General features: G+C 64.2%; 19 protein-coding genes. 6 read left to right on the top strand and 13 right to left on the bottom strand.

What is annotated here, in order from left to right; all coding sequences use genetic code 11:
• Nucleotides 1-202 precede the first annotated feature (202 nt).
• The 4 genes from VF769_RS04235 (at nt 203) to nth (ending at nt 3,440) form a co-directional block, all read left to right on the top strand.
• Complete coding sequence (locus VF769_RS04235; RefSeq protein WP_331007125.1) at nt 203-640, top strand: hypothetical protein; 438 nt, start codon at nt 203-205, stop codon at nt 638-640.
• Between the two features lie 795 nt (nt 641-1,435).
• Entirely contained in the window at nt 1,436-2,242 is an 807-nt protein-coding gene (gene dapB / locus VF769_RS04230; protein ID WP_331007124.1) for a 4-hydroxy-tetrahydrodipicolinate reductase, read from the top strand.
• Between the two features lie 2 nt (nt 2,243-2,244).
• The gene (locus VF769_RS04225) at nt 2,245-2,742 is read left to right on the top strand and encodes a DUF2244 domain-containing protein (RefSeq protein WP_331007123.1); all 498 of its coding nucleotides are present in this window, start codon (nt 2,245-2,247) and stop codon (nt 2,740-2,742) included.
• Nucleotides 2,742-3,440, top strand: coding sequence for an endonuclease III (gene nth, locus VF769_RS04220; RefSeq protein WP_331007122.1), 699 nt, complete (start codon nt 2,742-2,744; stop codon nt 3,438-3,440). The genes VF769_RS04225 and nth overlap by 1 nt, the downstream gene beginning before the upstream one ends.
• Here the strand turns inward: nth and VF769_RS04215 are convergent.
• Both VF769_RS04215 and VF769_RS04210 read right to left on the bottom strand, forming a co-directional pair.
• Nucleotides 3,365-4,249 (bottom strand): hypothetical protein, encoded by an 885-nt coding sequence (locus VF769_RS04215; RefSeq protein WP_331007121.1) that lies wholly within the window; start codon nt 4,247-4,249, stop codon nt 3,365-3,367. The two genes, nth and VF769_RS04215, sit on opposite strands and share 76 nt — an antisense overlap.
• Nucleotides 4,249-4,647 (bottom strand): hypothetical protein, encoded by a 399-nt coding sequence (locus VF769_RS04210; RefSeq protein WP_331007120.1) that lies wholly within the window; start codon nt 4,645-4,647, stop codon nt 4,249-4,251. Before VF769_RS04210 ends, VF769_RS04215 begins: the two co-directional genes overlap by 1 nt.
• A gap of 95 nt (nt 4,648-4,742) precedes the next feature.
• Here VF769_RS04210 and VF769_RS04205 point away from each other — a divergent pair, with 95 nt between their 5' ends.
• On the top strand, nt 4,743-5,741 hold the full coding sequence (locus VF769_RS04205) for an adenosine kinase (protein ID WP_331007119.1): 999 nt from the start codon (nt 4,743-4,745) through the stop codon (nt 5,739-5,741).
• Here the strand turns inward: VF769_RS04205 and hslU are convergent.
• The 6 genes from hslU to VF769_RS04175 all read right to left on the bottom strand — a co-directional run bounded on the left by hslU (nt 5,738) and on the right by VF769_RS04175 (nt 11,520).
• Nucleotides 5,738-7,042, bottom strand: a complete 1,305-nt coding sequence (gene hslU / locus VF769_RS04200; RefSeq protein ID WP_331007118.1) for an ATP-dependent protease ATPase subunit HslU — start codon at nt 7,040-7,042, stop codon at nt 5,738-5,740. The two genes, VF769_RS04205 and hslU, sit on opposite strands and share 4 nt — an antisense overlap.
• Before the next feature lie 42 nt (nt 7,043-7,084).
• A complete protein-coding gene (locus tag VF769_RS04195; RefSeq protein ID WP_331007117.1) occupies nt 7,085-7,576 on the bottom strand; it encodes a redoxin family protein in 492 nt (163 codons plus the stop codon).
• 54 nt (nt 7,577-7,630) lie between these two features.
• Nucleotides 7,631-8,176, bottom strand: a complete 546-nt coding sequence (gene hslV / locus VF769_RS04190; RefSeq protein ID WP_331007116.1) for an ATP-dependent protease subunit HslV — start codon at nt 8,174-8,176, stop codon at nt 7,631-7,633.
• Nucleotides 8,177-8,207: 31 nt separating this feature from the next.
• Nucleotides 8,208-10,304 carry a putative bifunctional diguanylate cyclase/phosphodiesterase gene (locus VF769_RS04185; RefSeq protein ID WP_331007115.1) on the bottom strand — a complete coding sequence of 699 codons (2,097 nt, stop codon included), beginning with the start codon at nt 10,302-10,304 and terminating at the stop codon, nt 8,208-8,210.
• A gap of 101 nt (nt 10,305-10,405) precedes the next feature.
• Entirely contained in the window at nt 10,406-10,936 is a 531-nt protein-coding gene (locus VF769_RS04180) for a Smr/MutS family protein (protein WP_331007114.1), read from the bottom strand.
• Nucleotides 10,933-11,520, bottom strand: a complete 588-nt coding sequence (locus tag VF769_RS04175) for a Tim44/TimA family putative adaptor protein (RefSeq protein ID WP_331007113.1) — start codon at nt 11,518-11,520, stop codon at nt 10,933-10,935. Before VF769_RS04175 ends, VF769_RS04180 begins: the two co-directional genes overlap by 4 nt.
• Nucleotides 11,521-11,676: 156 nt before the next feature.
• Here VF769_RS04175 and secB point away from each other — a divergent pair, with 156 nt between their 5' ends.
• Nucleotides 11,677-12,207, top strand: a complete 531-nt coding sequence (gene secB, locus VF769_RS04170; RefSeq protein WP_331007112.1) for a protein-export chaperone SecB — start codon at nt 11,677-11,679, stop codon at nt 12,205-12,207.
• Here secB and dnaQ read toward each other — a convergent pair.
• From dnaQ to VF769_RS04145, 5 genes are read right to left on the bottom strand one after another with little or no spacing between them, the layout of a single operon-like run.
• Nucleotides 12,204-12,947, bottom strand: coding sequence for a DNA polymerase III subunit epsilon (gene dnaQ / locus VF769_RS04165; protein ID WP_331007111.1), 744 nt, complete (start codon nt 12,945-12,947; stop codon nt 12,204-12,206). The two genes, secB and dnaQ, sit on opposite strands and share 4 nt — an antisense overlap.
• Before the next feature lie 9 nt (nt 12,948-12,956).
• Nucleotides 12,957-13,550 carry a dephospho-CoA kinase gene (gene coaE, locus VF769_RS04160; RefSeq protein ID WP_331007110.1) on the bottom strand — a complete coding sequence of 198 codons (594 nt, stop codon included), beginning with the start codon at nt 13,548-13,550 and terminating at the stop codon, nt 12,957-12,959.
• Complete coding sequence (gene aroE / locus VF769_RS04155; protein ID WP_331007109.1) at nt 13,547-14,371, bottom strand: shikimate dehydrogenase; 825 nt, start codon at nt 14,369-14,371, stop codon at nt 13,547-13,549. The genes coaE and aroE overlap by 4 nt, the downstream gene beginning before the upstream one ends.
• Nucleotides 14,368-14,958, bottom strand: coding sequence for a Maf family protein (locus tag VF769_RS04150; RefSeq protein WP_331007108.1), 591 nt, complete (start codon nt 14,956-14,958; stop codon nt 14,368-14,370). Before VF769_RS04150 ends, aroE begins: the two co-directional genes overlap by 4 nt.
• Nucleotides 14,955-15,788 (bottom strand): pyruvate, water dikinase regulatory protein, encoded by an 834-nt coding sequence (locus VF769_RS04145; protein ID WP_331007107.1) that lies wholly within the window; start codon nt 15,786-15,788, stop codon nt 14,955-14,957. The genes VF769_RS04150 and VF769_RS04145 overlap by 4 nt, the downstream gene beginning before the upstream one ends.
• Between the last annotated feature and the right edge of the window lie 60 nt (nt 15,789-15,848).

Here is a 15,848-nt window from a genome sequence, read left to right as displayed (position 1 = left end):
TCAGGCCTTCGCCCGCCTTCCATCGATCCCACAATTCCGCGCTCTGCGCGGCGGACATACGCCGATAATTTCTCTTCACTGACTTCGCTCCAAGCCCTCAATTCAAGGTACGTGTTGCGTCGATCAGTTGAACTCACAGCCGATTGCGGACATTCCCATCGGGATGGCATGACATCTGGGCGACCTAAGCTAGGAGATGAACTTGGGCGGAGTCAGTCAAATTACGACGGTGACCGGGCGCGAACTAGAACTTCGTGAATTGACTCAAACGCTAACCTACGGCGGGCTGCTAGAGGGACTGCCGACCCGCAAGCGCAATCAAAAATATCTTGAGCATGTCCTTGCGCGGCATCAAGCGGTGCAACACCCTCCGGTCTTTCTGCTAACCCCAGTAGAAACGGCGATAGAACTGGAACCAGGCGAGGTGTATCCCTTCGGCGAGCCCGCCACACTTGCTCGAATAACCTGCGTTGGACTCTTCAGGTCGAAGCCGGTCGGTGGTGCTGATCCAATCTTCAACCGCTCAGAGCTTCGAGTCATTTGGCTGCAAAACGAATTCGCTCTGCCAATCGAGCCCTCGATCATGGACGAGCTCTCCAAACTCGACTGGGACTCTTTGGCCGCCAACTTTGAACTCTAGCGGCCAATGTCTCGATTGGGCCAAGAGCGGAAGTTGATCAATTAAACCCAACCGTCATCCCGGCCGGAGCGAAGCGGAGAGCCGGCGCCCAGGCGTCACAAGCGCAGTGCGGCGGCCGCCAGGTCCCGGATCGCGCTCCGCGCGTCCGGGATGACGGTGATGCGCTGATGGACTCACCTCTCTCCCACACCCAACACCCCTCCCCGCCAACAAAATCAAGCGCTCGCAAAAAATCTATTCAACCCCTCCCAGCCCGCGCGATACTGCCCCCGTCGTTCGCGCCGGAGAGCAGGTGGCGCCCAGTTCAGCCAAAGCGCGAACGATGTGATCGAGCGTGAAGCGCGCGCCGCTTCTCCGCCTCCCGTCAGCTTCAAGGCGGGTGTCCGTGTCGAACCAGGGCGTTCGCTGGATATGCGGAGAAGGCGTGAGCCGAGCGATCGCGCGATGCAGGCTTGCCGCTTCGCGCGCATCCTTCGGCCGCGTAACGCCGCGCGTGCAGAGGCCCGCTGCCAACAGCGGGAGGACGCGCCGGGATCATCGCGAACTCGATGACCCGCACGCCGTCGGCGATCCGTCTCTCTGGTGTGAAAGAACGCCCGCAGCGGAGCCGACGCAAATCAGATCACGGGACGCGGTGAAGCCGCGTTTTCGCGCCGCGCAAGCGGCGCACATTCTGACGCGACTTCACCGCGTCCCGGCTCTCCAAGGGGGGCTTCGTTTTCCGGCGTCCGCGCCCACAAGGATGACGCACGCCTTGGCCTTGCCGGTTTGAAATCCACGGTCCATGAGGGAGTTATGACGCTTTCTATCGCCATCGCCGGCGCCGCGGGCCGCATGGGCCGGGCTTTGATCCGCGCCGCCTGCGCCGATCCTCGCTTCAGTGTCGCCGGCGGCACCGAGCGCAGCGAAGGCCAATTCCTGGGCGCCGATCTGGGCGCGCTCGCCGGCATCTCGCCGCTCTTCATGATGACCACGGAAGTGGCCGACCACGCCGCCGAAAACGCGCAAGTCTGGATCGACTTCACCACACCCGCCGCCACGCTCGACGCGCTGGCCGCGCTGAAGAACACTTCGACGCGCGCCGCCATCGTCGGCACCACCGGCTTCAGCGCCGCCGAAGAAGCGCAGCTCGCCGAACATGCCAAGCGCATCGCCATCGTGCGCTCCGGCAATTTCAGCCTGGGCGTCAATCTGCTCGCCGCGCTGGTCGAGCAAGCCGCGCAAAAGCTGGGGCCCGGTTGGGACATCGAAATCACCGAGGCGCATCATCGCCGTAAGGTCGATGCGCCATCTGGCACCGCCCTCCTCCTCGGCGAAGCCGCCGCGAAGGGCCGCAACGCGCCGCTGAAAGATCTGCGCCTCGCGCCCTATGACGGCGTCACCGGCGAACGCCCTGAAGGCCAGATCGGCTTCTCCGTTATTCGCGGCGGCGGCATTGTCGGCGAGCATGACGTGCGCTTCATCGCCGAACGCGAAATCGTGACACTCTCGCATCACGCGATGGATCGCGCCGTGTTCGCCGATGGCGCCCTCGCCGCCGCACTCTGGGTCGCGGATAAGCCGCCGGGGCTCTATTCGATGCGCGACGTGCTGGGGCTCTAGTGATGCAGCCGCGCTGGGAACGCACGCCCGACGCGCCGTTCTTCGACGGCCCGCTTTACATGGACGCCGTGCTGCGCCCGCACCGCAGCCTCAGCGCCAAAGCCTTTCGCGCCATGCTGATCGCAGTCATCGCGATCAATCTGATCGGCGCGACGATCTTCATCGCCAACGGCGCCTATCCCGTCGCCGGTTTCCTCGGCCTCGACGTCTTGGCGCTCTATCTGGCCTTCCGCTGGAATTATCGCGCCGCACAAGCCGCCGAATATGTCCGCATCGGCCCCGGCCGCGTGCACGTCGCCGCCGTCGATAAGAAGGGCGTTGCCACGCATTGGCAGCTCAATCCGGTCTGGGCGAAAGTCACGCGCGACGGCCCCGGCGTTCTGATCCGCGACAGCGAAGGCCAAATGCGCCTCGGCGCGTTCCTCTCGCCCAAGGAGTGCGAGAGCTTCGCCGTAGCGCTCGACGCCGCTTTGCATCGCGCCCGGCGCGGCGGCGTGTAATGGCAAAGCGCCTCACCAAAGCCAAGGCCGAAGAACTTTATGCGCGCTTGGCCGAGATACGCCCCGATCCGCGCACGGAACTGGAATACACGAACGCGTACACCCTGCTCGTCGCCGTCGTGCTCTCCGCGCAAGCGACAGATAAAGGCGTCAACCGCGCCACGGCGCCCCTGTTCAAGATCGCGGATACGCCCGCGAAAATGCTGAGACTCGGCGAAGACGGCGTCGCCAGTTACATCAAGACCATCGGCCTCTGGCGCAACAAAGCCAAAAACGTCATCGCCCTCTCGCAAGCCTTGATCGATCAGCACAAGGGCGAAGTCCCGCGCGATCGCGAGGCTTTGGAAGCCCTGCCCGGCGTCGGCCGGAAGACAGCGAATGTCGTGCTAATGGAGATTTTCGGCGAAGGCACAATCGCTGTTGATACCCACGTGTTTCGCGTCGGCAACCGCACCGGCCTAAGCGACGGCAAAACGCCGAACGAAGTTGAAGCGCAATTAATGCGCATCACGCCGCAAAAATATCTCCACGGCGCCCACCACTGGCTTATTCTGCACGGGCGCTACACCTGCATCGCACGCAAGCCCGAATGCCCGCGCTGCGTCATCGCCGATCTCTGTCTTTATAAGGACAAGACCCGCGCGATCGCATCGACAAAGACGCCCGCGCCTTCGGGTGCGAAATCCAAGAAGAGATAAGGCTCGATCGCCTCGATCTCGATCACACGCCATTTGCCGTCATCGCCCAGCACCAGGTCGATGCGCACATAAAGGAGGTCTTTCGGCGCATGCGCCCTGGCCGATTCCGCCGCGTCCATCGCGCCCGCAGGCGCGGCTTCGGCAAGAAACGCGGTTCTTCCGGGAATATTCGCGAGCCAATCGCCCTTGTTGGGCACTTTACGGATCGCATGCGAAAAGACGCCGCCAAACCAGAACAGCGACCGCTCCCCTTCGGTTTCGATCGATTGCAGATAAGGCTGCACCATCGCGTCCGATTGCGGCCCGTCGATCAGATCGGCTTCGCTCCACGCATTGCGCTTCAACCGAATGGTCCGCACCGAGCCCGCGCCGATCTGCGGCTTGATGACGATCTCGGCCGCGTCGAGCGCATCAAACGCCTGCGCCACCGCGCGTCCATCAACGCGATCCAGCCACACCGTCTCGATCGCCGCGGCGCCCAATTCACGGAGGTAGGTCTTCCGCGCATTCCACCGCACCACCGCCGACGAATTGAACACGCGCAATCCCGCGCGCTCATGCGCCTCGATCGCCGCCACGAATTCATCGGCGCGGCCGGTATAATCCCAGCAGGTGCGAATGATCGCCGCGTCATAGCCACGCCGCGGCAAGTCCGGCTCGTCCCAATATTCAATGACGAAGTCGATGCCGCGCTTTTTGCCTTCGGCCACGATCAGCTCGTGGCTGACGAGTTCCGCCTCGGGCAATTGGCCCGGGCCCATCTTTTGCCCGCGATAGGAACGCCCGTTGAGATACGCGATCTTCGCCATTACGAACGCCGGCGCGCGTCAGCCTCTGTCGCGCACTGGTTCAAGCTCGGCGCCGCCTCGCCCGCGCGCCGCGCGCTCGGATGCGATTGCGTCAGCCGCATCGCATTGCGCGCATCCGCCGAGAACAGCAGCAGCAACGCGCAATTCTCCAAGCGATACGTGAGCGCCGCGCCGGCGCCGTCCTGGCGCGTGATGTCCGCGGGTCCAAAGGCGCGCTCGATCTCGGCTTGCGTCGGCGCGTTGGCGGAGCCGGCGGCCGCCAGCATCTGCGTGAGCCGCGATTGCGCCGGCGCAGCGCCCGCGGCCGGCCCGCCGCTTGGTTGTGGCGCCGAACTGGGCGCGGCGGTGGCGCATGCCGCCAGAAACATCAAGGCAATAAGCGAAGCAGCAATTCTCATGGGGCGCGAACATGCCCTGCAAGCTCGCCTGCCGCAATGCTGGACAGCGCCCGCCGCGCAGGCTTAAAGGCCTTAACCCTCAAAGGATTTTCTGAATGTCCAGCTCGACCTATGACGTCGTCGCCGTCGGCAACGCCATCATCGACGTGATCGCCCAGGTCTCCGACGCTTTCCTCGCCGAGGAGAACATCGCGAAAGACGCGATGAGCCTGATCGACGAAGCGCGCGCCGATCACCTGACTGCGCGCTTCACAAACGCGACCGTCGCAGCTGGTGGGTCGGCGGCGAACACCATGACGGGCATCGCCAGCTTCGGCGGCAAGACGGGCTATATCGGCAAAGTGGCCGACGACGATTTGGGCGCCCAATTCACGCGCGAGTTTCGCGCAGCCGGCGTCGCTTTCGATACCCCGCCCCGCCCCGGCACGCCGGCGACCGCGCGCTCCCTCATCGCCGTAACGCCTGACGGCCACCGCTCGATGAACACCTATCTGGGCGCCTCTACCCTGCTCAACCCCGACGATATCGACGCCGGCCTGATCACCGCCGGCAAGATTTTGTTTCTCGAAGGCTACCTTTTCGATCGCGACGAAGCCAAAGCCGCCTTCGTCCGCGCCGCCGAGATCGCGAAGTCCGCGCAGCGCCAAGTCTCGCTAACGCTCTCCGACAAATTCTGCGTCGATCGCCACCGCGACAGCTTCCGTCATCTCGTCGCCGGCCACGTGGACATTCTGTTCGCGAACGAAGCTGAGATTCTTTCACTCTATGAATGCGACGACCTCGGTACGGCCATCGAGACCGCCCGCAAAGTATGCCCAATCGTCGCCGTCACGCGCTCCGCCGCGGGATCTTTGATTGTGACGCACAAGGACACGATCGAGGTGAAGGCCTTCTCGGTCGCCAATGTCGTCGACACAACCGGCGCCGGCGATCAATACGCGGCCGGCTTCCTGTTTGGCTATGCCCACCAGCGGCCCCTGCCCGAGTGCGGCGCGCTCGCCTCGCTCGCGGCGGCCGAAGTTATCTCGCACATGGGCCCGCGTCCGGAGCAAAACCTCCGCGCACTCGCGCTGAAGAACGGCTTTCGCGTTTAAAGGATGAAGCGGCTGAGATCGGCGTTTTTCGCCAGATCGCCAACATGTTTGCGCACGTAGGCGGCGTCGATCCGCAGCGTCTCGCCGCTCCGGTCCGGCGCGGTATAGCTGACTTCATCCAGCAATCGCTCCATCACCGTCTGCAGACGCCGCGCGCCGATATTCTCCACCGTCGCGTTCACGTCCGCGGCGATCTCGGCCAGCGCCTCGACCGCATCTTCCGTGAAGTCGAGCGTGACGTTCTCGGTCTTCAGCAGCGCCTTATATTGCGTCACGAGGCTCGCCTCCGGTTCGGTCAGGATGCGCCGGAAATCTTCTCGGGTCAGCGCTTTGAGCTCCACACGGATCGGCAAACGGCCCTGCAATTCGGGCAGCAGATCGGAGGGCTTGGCGACATGAAACGCGCCGGACGCCACAAACAGAATATGGTCCGTCTTCACCGGTCCGTGCTTGGTGTTGACGATCGTGCCCTCGATCAGCGGCAACAGATCGCGCTGCACGCCTTCGCGGCTCACATCGCCGCCGCCGACCCGTTCCGAACGTGAGGCGATCTTATCGATCTCGTCCAGAAATACGATTCCGTCCTCTGCGGTGAGCGTCAGCGCCTCTTTCACCAGCGCATCCTGATCCACCAGCTTGTCGCTCTCTTCGCGCACCAGCGGCTCGTAGGCTTCGTCCACGGTCATGCGCACGTGCTTGGTGCGTTTGCCGAACGCCTTTCCGAAGATGTCGCCGATGTTGACGACCCCCACGCCCGGTTGTCCGGGAATATCGAGGTTGCCCAGCGGCGATACATTGTCTTCCACTTCAATCTCGACGGCGGAGCCGCCCAATTCATTGTTGCGGAGCTTCTTGCGAAAGGACTCGCGTGTCGCCGCGCTGGCGCCCTGCCCCACCAAGGCGTCGAGCACACGTTCCTCCGCGGCGGCTTCGGCCCGGGCGCGCACTTCGCGACGACGGCGCTCGCGCGCCATGTTCAGCGCCACTTCGACCAGATCGCGCACGATCTGCTCGACATCGCGGCCAACATAACCAACCTCGGTGAATTTCGTCGCCTCCACCTTCAGGAACGGCGCGCCCGCCAGCTTTGCCAACCGACGCGCGATCTCGGTCTTGCCGACGCCGGTCGGGCCGATCATCAGAATGTTCTTGGGCGTCACCTCGTCGCGAAGCTCTTCGGGCAATTGCTTGCGCCGCCAACGATTGCGCAACGCGACAGCGACAGCGCGCTTCGCGTCTGCCTGTCCGACAATATAGCGATCAAGTTCGGAGACGATTTCGCGCGGCGAGAAGTGGGTCATGACCCCCAAGACTTAGGGGCGCCGGCCGCTCAGGTGAAGATGTCAGTCCATCACCAAAACGTCGCGCGCCCGGGTGCAATCGACATTGGTGATCTTGCTCTCGACATTGAGGCGCCGCACGAGGCCGCTGTCGGTCGCCAGCAAATATCGCGCGGAGGTCTCGCCCAGCATCATGTCATGCGCAGCCACGGTGACGCCCAGCGCCCGCGCCAGGGCAAGGTTTCCATCGGATAGAAACACCATCTCACGCCGTGGATCGACTTCCTCGGCCCACGCCGCCACCGCCCAAGGGCTGTCCGGGACAACGCAAGCGATCAGGCCGTAGCCTGCGGCTTTCAGCCGTCCGACATTCTCCAGCAGGTCCGGAATGTGTCGATACGTACACACCGGGGTGAACGCACCCGGCACCCCCGCGAGCACTGCGCGTCGCCCGGCCAGCAATTCGTGCAGCTCCACCGTGTGCATCACGCCGTCAATCATTCGCCCCAGGGTAGCCTGGGGTACACGATCGCCGACGGAGACGCGCGGAGTCATATGAGAACATTGCCGCGGCGCGGCTTACTGCTGCGCTAACGCACCTGCGTCTCGTCAAGCCGTCAGCGTTTCGACAGTGAGTTTGCCGTTGGTGTACACGCAGATATCGGCCGCGATCGCCATCGCCTCCCGCGCGATCGCCTCGGCGTCTTCCACGTGCGGATAAAGGGCGCGCGCCGCCGCAAGCGCGAAATTGCCGCCTGAGCCCACGGCCACGACAGCGTGCTCCGGGTCGAGCACGTCACCCGCTCCCGTGACGAGAAAGGTCTCCTTGCGGTCGGCGACGATCAACATGGCGTCAAGCCGCCGCAAGGCGCGATCCGTGCGCCAATCCTTCGCCAGCTCAACGCACGCGCGTCCCAATTGCGAGGGGAAACGCTCCAGCTTCTGCTCAAGCCGCTCAAACAGCGCGAACGCATCCGCCGTCGCGCCCGCGAAGCCGACAATCACCGCACCGCCCGCAAGCTGACGCACCTTGCGCGCGTTGCCTTTGAGGATGGTCGGGCCGGCGGAGACCTGACCGTCTCCGGCAATCACCACCTTATCGCCCTTGCGGACGCAGACGATCGTGGTGCCGTGCCATTGCTGGGGTTCACTCATGCCGCAGATGTGGCGAACCCGATGCCGACGATCAAGCCGCGTCTTCGGCGGTAACGTCTTCGCCCGCCTGGCGGCGCAGCAATTCGGCGAATTCTGGGGCCGAAACCGCCGCGCCGTAGAGGAAGCCCTGCCCCCAATGGCACCCGCGCGCCGCCATGAATTCCATGTCTTGCGGACGTTCCACACCCTCGGCCACGACTTCCATGTCGAGCGTGCGCGCCAGCGCCAGGATCATCTCGATGATCGCCGCCGCCTGTGAATCGCCGCGCTCCAGCGCGCGCACGAATTGCTGGTCGATCTTGATGACATCGAAGGGCAGCTTCGACAGCGCCGCCAAGCTGGAATGGCCACAGCCAAAGTCGTCAATCGCGAGACGAACACCCGCCTCGCGCAGTGGCTGGATGACTCGCAACGCGCGCTCAGGATCCTCCATCACCATGGATTCGGTGATCTCGAGTTCCAGATGACACGGCGGCAGGCCCGCGTGCTGCACCACGCGCAGCACGTTATCGGCAAAGCGTTCCGTGCGGAATTGCAGCGCGGAGACGTTCACCGCCACCTTTGTCGCCATGCCTGCGCGCGCCCACGACGCCGCTTTCCAGCACGCCTCGCGCATGATCGCGTCCGACAACGGCCCGATCAAACCACTCTCCTCCGCCACCGGAATGAAACGACCAGGACTGATGATCGTACGGTCTGGGCGGATCCAGCGCGCGAGCGCCTCGCATGCTTCGATGCGGCCGGTCGCCAGATTGATCTTGGGCTGAAAGTACGCGCGAAACTCGTTGCGCTCGATCGCGCCGCGCATTTCGCGCTCTAGTGTGATGCGCGCCACGGCTTCGCGGTCCAAAGCCTGCGTGTAGAGTTTCATCCGCGCTGGCGCGTTGTGCGCCGCGCCCAGCGCCATGCGGGCATGGCGGATAATGGTGTCGGCGTCGTTGCCGTCACGCGGGGCTTGGGCGACGCCGCAGCAGGCGCCGAGCGTGAGCTTGTGACCGCGCCATTCGAAGGGTTGATTGAGCGCCGCGTTCAGATGTTGGGCGAAGCGCGCGGCATCGGCTTGGCTCAGATTTGGCGCGAACACGCCAAATTCGGCGGCGCCAATGCGCGCGCACACAGATTGCTCTTGGCGACGCAACACTACGCGCTCGACCGTGCGCACGCTGAGCGTCAGCCGCTCCGCGACCATGCGCAGGAAGTCGCGCGCCGCAATCGGATCAAGCGTGTGCAGCAATTTCGGCACGCGCTGCAGCTCAAAGATGGCCACCGCGCCGTTGGTCTGCGCGCCTTGCTGCAGCACGAAGAAGTCCACTTCGCGCACGAACCGCTCATGGTTCGGCAAGCGCGTGGCGGGATCCACGAAGGATATTTCCTGCACCTGCCGCATCGAAGCGTCCAGGCGCGCGGTCATATTGTTGAAGGCGTTGGCGAGAGTCTCGAACTCGTCACCGGAGCGAATATGGATGGCTGGCGCTTGCTCGTGCTCGGCGACTTGTTCCGCAAAAGCGGCGAGCTCATTGAGCGGCGCCATCGCGCGCCGGACAAGGCGCGCGGTTAGCACCATCGCCGCCAGAATAAGGCACGCGACGATGAACAGAAACGGCGCTAACGCCTCGAGCACATCGAAGCGAAATGCGCCGCTATTCCAAATGCGAAGCGCCACGCCTATGAGAACGCCGTCGCGCATGATGGGCGCGGCGACAGCCAAGCGCCCATTCGTCGTGCGCTCAAAGGTAAAGCTGTGAGTCTCCGCGACGCGACGCACGAGGCTCTCGACAAGCGGTGCGTCACTTGCGTCGCCGCCCTCCTGGGCGATCACGACCCCACTCATGTCGCGCACAATCAAGGAATGCACTTGCCCGTTTCGGGCTAAACCCGCGATCGCTTCGCCGATCTCCGCGCTCCGGCCCTGGGCGATCAGGCGCTCGGAACGCATCGCTAGGAATTCAGTGTTTTGGCGCGCGATCAGGAGCTGCTGTTCGTTGATCTGGATGTGCACGCCGAAAAGAATGATCACGGCCGACAGCGCCGCCGTCACCGTCGTGAGAAGAGCGATGAACGCCATCGCCCGGGCGGCCAAGCCCCGCGGCAAGCGCGCAATCGCAGACGGTGCAAGCCCCTTGGCCATACGTTCTCCAACGCGCGTTCGCGCGCACGGGAGAATTGGCTTCATTGGTTATAATGCGCTGAAGATGCTGCGTTTTTCGGTAAACGTCGGAGTCACGAAGCTTAAGCGGGAGTTTCCCGCACACGCTTGATGAAGACGTAGAACGCCCCAGCTCCTCCATGCGAGCGATGTGCGGGCGCGTAGCCTGTCGTCAGCGGCCGGAGATCCGGCGCAGCCAGCCATTCCGGCAAGCGCCGCTTGAGCACCCCCTCCCCACCGCGCCCCACGCCGGTGATCACAATCACCACGCCGTCGCCCCGCGCTTGCGCAACACGGAGAAAACGCGCGAGCGCGGCGCGGGCTGAATCCTGGGTGTGGCCATGGAGATCAAGTGAGCCGCCGATCTCAAGCTTGCCGCGCCGCACGCGCTTTTCGGCGTCGCGTCGTGGCGGCGGCGCAGCTGTTTTGGCGACGCCGCGAATCGGCGGCGGATCGCTTATCGGCGTCTTCTCGGCTTGCTTAATCACACTTTTTATTGGCGGCGCTTGCTCCTCGGCCGCCTCAGGCAGCGCACGGCGCGTTTTCACGCTCGCGGCGACGCGGCGCCACAGCTTTTTTTCCTCAGAGCTTAATTCACGCTTGCTTTTGCTCACGCCGCCTGAACGCGCGAGAGCAGCCAGTTCGGATCGTTCGAGCGCACATTTCGTTCAAACGTCCAGCGTTCACGCGCATCGCGGATGCCGTGCGCGCCTTCGGCCAATTCGGCTTCGAATTTCACCGTGACGCGCGCGGTGTCGCCTTGCAGATCGGCTTCAACGATCTCGGCATTCCGGAGTCGCACAAGCTCCGGCACCGCTTCGTTGGTTTGCGCGCGCCGTTCTATCGCGGCCGCATAGGAATCGAACACGCGCGGCGTGAGCAGACCGCGCAGCGTCTCCCGATCGCCCTTGGCGAACGCGCCGACGATCATTTCGTAAGCGGCCTTCGAGCCGGCGACAAAATGACCGACGTCGAAATTGGGATCGGCGCGCAGGATCGCCATGAGCCCCTCGCCTGCCGGCCCCGCCGGCGTCGGCTGGGCAAGCGGCGCCTGCGCCTGCTCGCGTGGCAAATGACCTTGCGCCGGCTGCGGCGTCGGCTCCGCCGGACGCTCCGCGCCGGTACGTTTGCCCAGCGTCGAATACAGCCGGAACAGCACGAAGCCGGCGACAAACGCCAGGATCAGAATTTCGATCATGCCTTGGTCCAACGCCGGTGCTCCGTCCAGACGCGCTTCTGTGCGCGGAATTAAGATAATGCCAACAGGTCGGTTCTTCCAGCGCGGTTGCGTTGCCGCAGCCCTCGCCTATGTTAGCGCCCGATTTCCAAGCTTTTCCTTGCTGAGAGTTGGCGCATGAACCCGCAAAACGCGCCGGATGGCGGCCCGCCTCCAGCCGATTCCCCTCATCTGCGTGTCTTGTCCCAATATGTGAAGGAACTTTCATTCCGCAATACGATGGCGGCGGCGGCGGCCCAGGCCTACGACGTCCAGCCCACCATCGACATGGGGGTCGAGGTGAAGTCCCGCCCCATGGGCGAGCGCAATGAGGCGGTCGAGGTCGACCTCTGCATTAATGTCCAGGCCCGGCGCCAGGACGCGATCATGTTTTCGGTCGACCTGGTCTATTCAGGCTTGTTTCAATTCATGAATGTGCGGGCCGATGACGTCGAGCCGCTGATCTGGATCGAGTGCCCACGGCTGCTGTTTCCGTTCGCGCGCCAGATTCTGGCCGAGATCACCCGCGAGGGCGGCTACCCGCCGCTGCTGATCAACCCCATCGATTTCACGCCGCTCTATTGGTCCGAATTGCGCGAGCGCCAGGAGCGCGCGGCTGGGGCTGACGGGGCGCCGCCGCAGGCCGCCGCGGGCGGCGCGAGCTTCTAGCTCCCGGTTTTCAGCCAAATCGCCTTTTCGCCGAGCTTGGCGATAAACGCGGCGTGGGCCTCAGCTTCCTCGGCCGAGCCCCTCGGCCCCAGCGGGATGGGCCGTGGCGCGCGACGCACGAACTCAATCGGCTGCAGCATGCCGGCGTCGGCCGCCGCAACTTCGTCGGCCTCGAACGCCAGCCGCTGCTCGCGGCCGCCTTTAAGATGCAGATAGACCTCGGCCAAGATGCGCGAGTCGACGAGTGCGCCGTGACCGCCGGGCCCCTTGCGGGACGCCAGATCAAAGCCGTAGCGGTCCAGTTGGAAGCGGCGCGCCAACGCATCGAGCGAGCACGAGGCGCCCGGGAATTTCTTGCGCGCCAGCGCCAACGTATCGACGAACCGATCCTCCGGCAGCTCGGTCAGAAGGCACCGGCGCAGCTCCGCGTTGATGAAGCCGCGATCGAACGAGGCGTTGTGCGCCACGAGCGGCGCATCGCCGACAAACTCGATAAACTCGCCCACGATCTCGGCGAAGCGGCGCTGCGTTCGCAGAAAGTCGCCACGCAATCCGTGCACGCGCACCACTTCCTCGGGCACGTCGCGTTCGGGATTGATGTAGGCGTGAAACTCGCGGCCGGTGCGCTCCAGGTTGAACACCTCGACACAGCCGATTTCCACCACGCGGTCACGCAGCTTCTCGTCAGCATGGTCCGGGAAAACACCGGTCGTTTCCGTGTCAAACAGGATCTCGCGCATGCATTTTGGCTAGATCTGTTCGCGCAGCGCGTCCAGTATGCCTCTGACTTGCGACCGCGTGGTCTCGAAATCACCGCCCGTATCAATGACGAAATCCGCGCGGGCCCGCTTTTCCGCGTCAGGCATTTGCCGCGCCAGGATGGCTTCGAACTTCTCGGCCGTCATGCCGGGTCGCGCCAGTACGCGGGCGCGCTGCACCTCAGCTGGGGCCGAAACCACGACCGTCTTGTCCACGTATTTCGCGCCGCCGCCTTCGAAGAGCAGCGGAATATCGAGGACGACGACCGCCGTGCCCGCGTCGCGATTGTCCTGCAGGAATTGCATCTGCGCGGCGCGCACTAGCGGATGCACGATGGCTTCGAGCTGCTTGATCGCGGACTCATTGCCCACGACGCGTTTCGACAGCGCCTCGCGATCGATCGCGCCTTCCTTCGTGACGCCTGGAAACGCGGCTTCCACTGGCGCGACCGCTGCGCCGCCCGGCGCGTAGAGCGCGTGGACGGCGGCGTCGGAATCAAAACCGGGCGCGCCCTCCTCCGCGAACATTTTCGCGACCGTCGATTTGCCCATGCCAATCGAGCCGGTGAGGCCGACGATGATCATCCGCCGAGCGCCTCGAGCAGACGTTCCCGCGCCCTCTTCGTATCGGGTTTCACGCCGAACCAAAGCTCAAACGCACGCGCGCCTTGGTGGATTAGCATGCCCAGACCATCCATCGCGACCAGACCACGTGCGCGCGCGGCGTAGAGAAAGTCGGTCTCAAGCGGCTTATAGACAATGTCGGCCACGATAGCGGTGGAGCGGCAAAGCTGCACGGGCCAATCGTGCGATGGTTGCCCGGCCATGCCAAGCGTTGTCGTCTGCACGATGAGATCCGCCGCGCCGAAGCCGCGCTCCAAATCTTCCCAGCGCAGCACACGACCGTTCGACACCGCGGCCGCGGCCGCCTCGGCGCGCGCCAAGGTGCGGTTGGTGAAGTGCACAGTGTCCGCGTAAGCCGACAGGGCCTTGCCGACACCGAGCCCCGCCCCGCCCGCGCCGATGATCAGCACGCGGCTGACGCGGCCCCGCCAGTCGGGCGCGGTCTCGGTCAGCGCGTCCACAAAACCCGCGCCGTCCGTGTTGAAGGCCGATAACGTGCCGTCCTCTTCCCAGCGCAGCGTGTTGGCGACTTCGGATTCGCTGCGGTCCGCGGCGCGCGCGGCGGCTTCCTTGTGCGGGACGGTGACGTTCACGCCTGTGAAGCCGAGCGCCTTCATCGCACGGATGACGCTTGCCGCGTCATCGCTCTTCAAGGACAGCGCGGTGTAAACCGCGTCCAACTCGTGATCCGCGATCCAGCCATTGTGCATGACCGGCGAGAGCGAATGCCGCACTGGATCGCCGATGACCGCAAGCAATTTGGTGGCCGAAGTGATGTTCATTTCGCCACCACGCCATGTTCACGGAGGAAGGCCAAAAGCGGCAGCAACGGCAGCCCAAGCACGGAGAAATAATCGCCGTCGACGCGCTCGAAGAGCTGCGCGCCCAAGCCTTCAAGCTGATACGCGCCGACGGATTTCAGCGCGTCGGCGCCAGCGCGGGCCAGATATTCATCGATGAAAGCGTCAGTGAATGCGCGCATACGCAGACGCGGCGTTTCAATATGCCGCCAGATAATCGCGCCTTCGCGCGCGACCACGGCGGCGCAGAGAAGCTCATGGGTCCTGCCGCGCAAGCGCATCAGGTGTGCGCGCGCTTCGGCCATGTCCTTCGGCTTGTCCAGCGTTTCGCCCTCGATCGCCAGCATCTGGTCGGCGCCGATGATGAAGCCGGGGCGCTTGCGTGAAACTGCGAGGGCCTTCAGTTCGGCCAGTGCATCCGCTTGCTCGCGCGGCTTCAAGCCTTCGGCGCGGAGGCTCGCCTTAGCCCCCTCCTCATCCACACGCGCGACTTCGACCTCGAAATCGAGGCCCGCCGCAGCCAGCACCTGTCGGCGAATGGCGCTGCCGGACGCCAGCACGAGATTCATTCTTCCCTATGCTCCGCCAAGAGATTGAGCACCGCCGCTGCGGTTTCCTCGATTGATCGGCGTGACACGTCGATTGTCGGCCACCCTTCCCGCTCGAATAATTTCTGCGCCTCCATCACTTCGCGGCGCACATCTTCTTCGTCCGTGTATGAGCCCGCGCGCGTCTCTTTCATCGCCGCCAATCGATTTCGGCGGATGCCAATTAGACGGTCAGCTGAGATGAGAAGGCCAACGACAAGCGGCCGGTCCGGCCTGAACAATTCTTCCGGCAGCGGCACACCCGGCACCATCGGCACGTTCGCGGCCTTCACGCCGCGGTGCGCCAGATACACGCTGGTGGGCGTCTTGGAGGTGCGGCTGACGCCGACGAGGATAACGTCGGCATCCATCAATTCGACGGCCTGCTGGCCATCGTCGTGGTACATGGCGAAATCGAGCGCATCGATGCGCTTGAAATATTCCGCGTTGAGCTTCCGCGCCGCGCCGACGCGATGGTTGAGCTCAAGCCCGAGGTAGCGGGAGGTGACGTCCAGCACCGGATCGAGCACCGCCACGCACGGCATCTCCATCCTGGCGCACGCCTGCTCCAGCAGCGCCCGGTGCTCGAGATTGGAGAGCGTGAACATCACCACGCCGGGTGCGTCCGAGATTTCCTGGATCACCCGTTCCAGCTGCCGCGCCGAGCGCACCAGAAAATAGGAATGCTCCACGGGCATGATGTTGTCGAACTGCGCGCAGGTCGCGCGCATGACCCCGGCCAGGGTCTCCCCGGTGGAGTCCGACACCAGGTGGACATTGAAATAGATCGCGAGACGGTCACGGGTCGGCATGGGCTGCCCTCATATCAGGCCTGCCGCCCGTGTGGACAAGTTGTTGGCGAACCGACCAGT

Source organism: Vitreimonas sp. (assembly GCF_036392335.1).
In the GTDB taxonomy this organism is placed as follows: domain Bacteria; phylum Pseudomonadota; class Alphaproteobacteria; order Caulobacterales; family Aquidulcibacteraceae; genus Vitreimonas.
Note: the sequence above shows the minus strand (reverse complement) of the source record. Positions and strands in the feature narration are given on the sequence as shown.

Excerpts from the sequence above, each read along its gene's own strand:
- dapB (WP_331007124.1), top strand. The coding sequence starts at position 1,436 with ATGACGCTTTCTATCGCCATCGCCGGCGCCGCGGGCCGCATGGGCCGG.
- VF769_RS04225 (WP_331007123.1), top strand. The coding sequence starts at position 2,245 with ATGCAGCCGCGCTGGGAACGCACGCCCGACGCGCCGTTCTTCGACGGC.
- nth (WP_331007122.1), top strand. The coding sequence starts at position 2,742 with ATGGCAAAGCGCCTCACCAAAGCCAAGGCCGAAGAACTTTATGCGCGC.
- VF769_RS04215 (WP_331007121.1), bottom strand. The coding sequence starts at position 4,249 with ATGGCGAAGATCGCGTATCTCAACGGGCGTTCCTATCGCGGGCAAAAG.
- VF769_RS04210 (WP_331007120.1), bottom strand. The coding sequence starts at position 4,647 with ATGAGAATTGCTGCTTCGCTTATTGCCTTGATGTTTCTGGCGGCATGC.
- VF769_RS04205 (WP_331007119.1), top strand. The coding sequence starts at position 4,743 with ATGTCCAGCTCGACCTATGACGTCGTCGCCGTCGGCAACGCCATCATC.
- hslU (WP_331007118.1), bottom strand. The coding sequence starts at position 7,042 with ATGACCCACTTCTCGCCGCGCGAAATCGTCTCCGAACTTGATCGCTAT.
- VF769_RS04195 (WP_331007117.1), bottom strand. The coding sequence starts at position 7,576 with ATGACTCCGCGCGTCTCCGTCGGCGATCGTGTACCCCAGGCTACCCTG.
- hslV (WP_331007116.1), bottom strand. The coding sequence starts at position 8,176 with ATGAGTGAACCCCAGCAATGGCACGGCACCACGATCGTCTGCGTCCGC.
- VF769_RS04185 (WP_331007115.1), bottom strand. The coding sequence starts at position 10,304 with ATGGCCAAGGGGCTTGCACCGTCTGCGATTGCGCGCTTGCCGCGGGGC.
- VF769_RS04175 (WP_331007113.1), bottom strand. The coding sequence starts at position 11,520 with ATGATCGAAATTCTGATCCTGGCGTTTGTCGCCGGCTTCGTGCTGTTC.
- secB (WP_331007112.1), top strand. The coding sequence starts at position 11,677 with ATGAACCCGCAAAACGCGCCGGATGGCGGCCCGCCTCCAGCCGATTCC.
- dnaQ (WP_331007111.1), bottom strand. The coding sequence starts at position 12,947 with ATGCGCGAGATCCTGTTTGACACGGAAACGACCGGTGTTTTCCCGGAC.
- coaE (WP_331007110.1), bottom strand. The coding sequence starts at position 13,550 with ATGATCATCGTCGGCCTCACCGGCTCGATTGGCATGGGCAAATCGACG.
- aroE (WP_331007109.1), bottom strand. The coding sequence starts at position 14,371 with ATGAACATCACTTCGGCCACCAAATTGCTTGCGGTCATCGGCGATCCA.
- VF769_RS04150 (WP_331007108.1), bottom strand. The coding sequence starts at position 14,958 with ATGAATCTCGTGCTGGCGTCCGGCAGCGCCATTCGCCGACAGGTGCTG.
- VF769_RS04145 (WP_331007107.1), bottom strand. The coding sequence starts at position 15,788 with ATGCCGACCCGTGACCGTCTCGCGATCTATTTCAATGTCCACCTGGTG.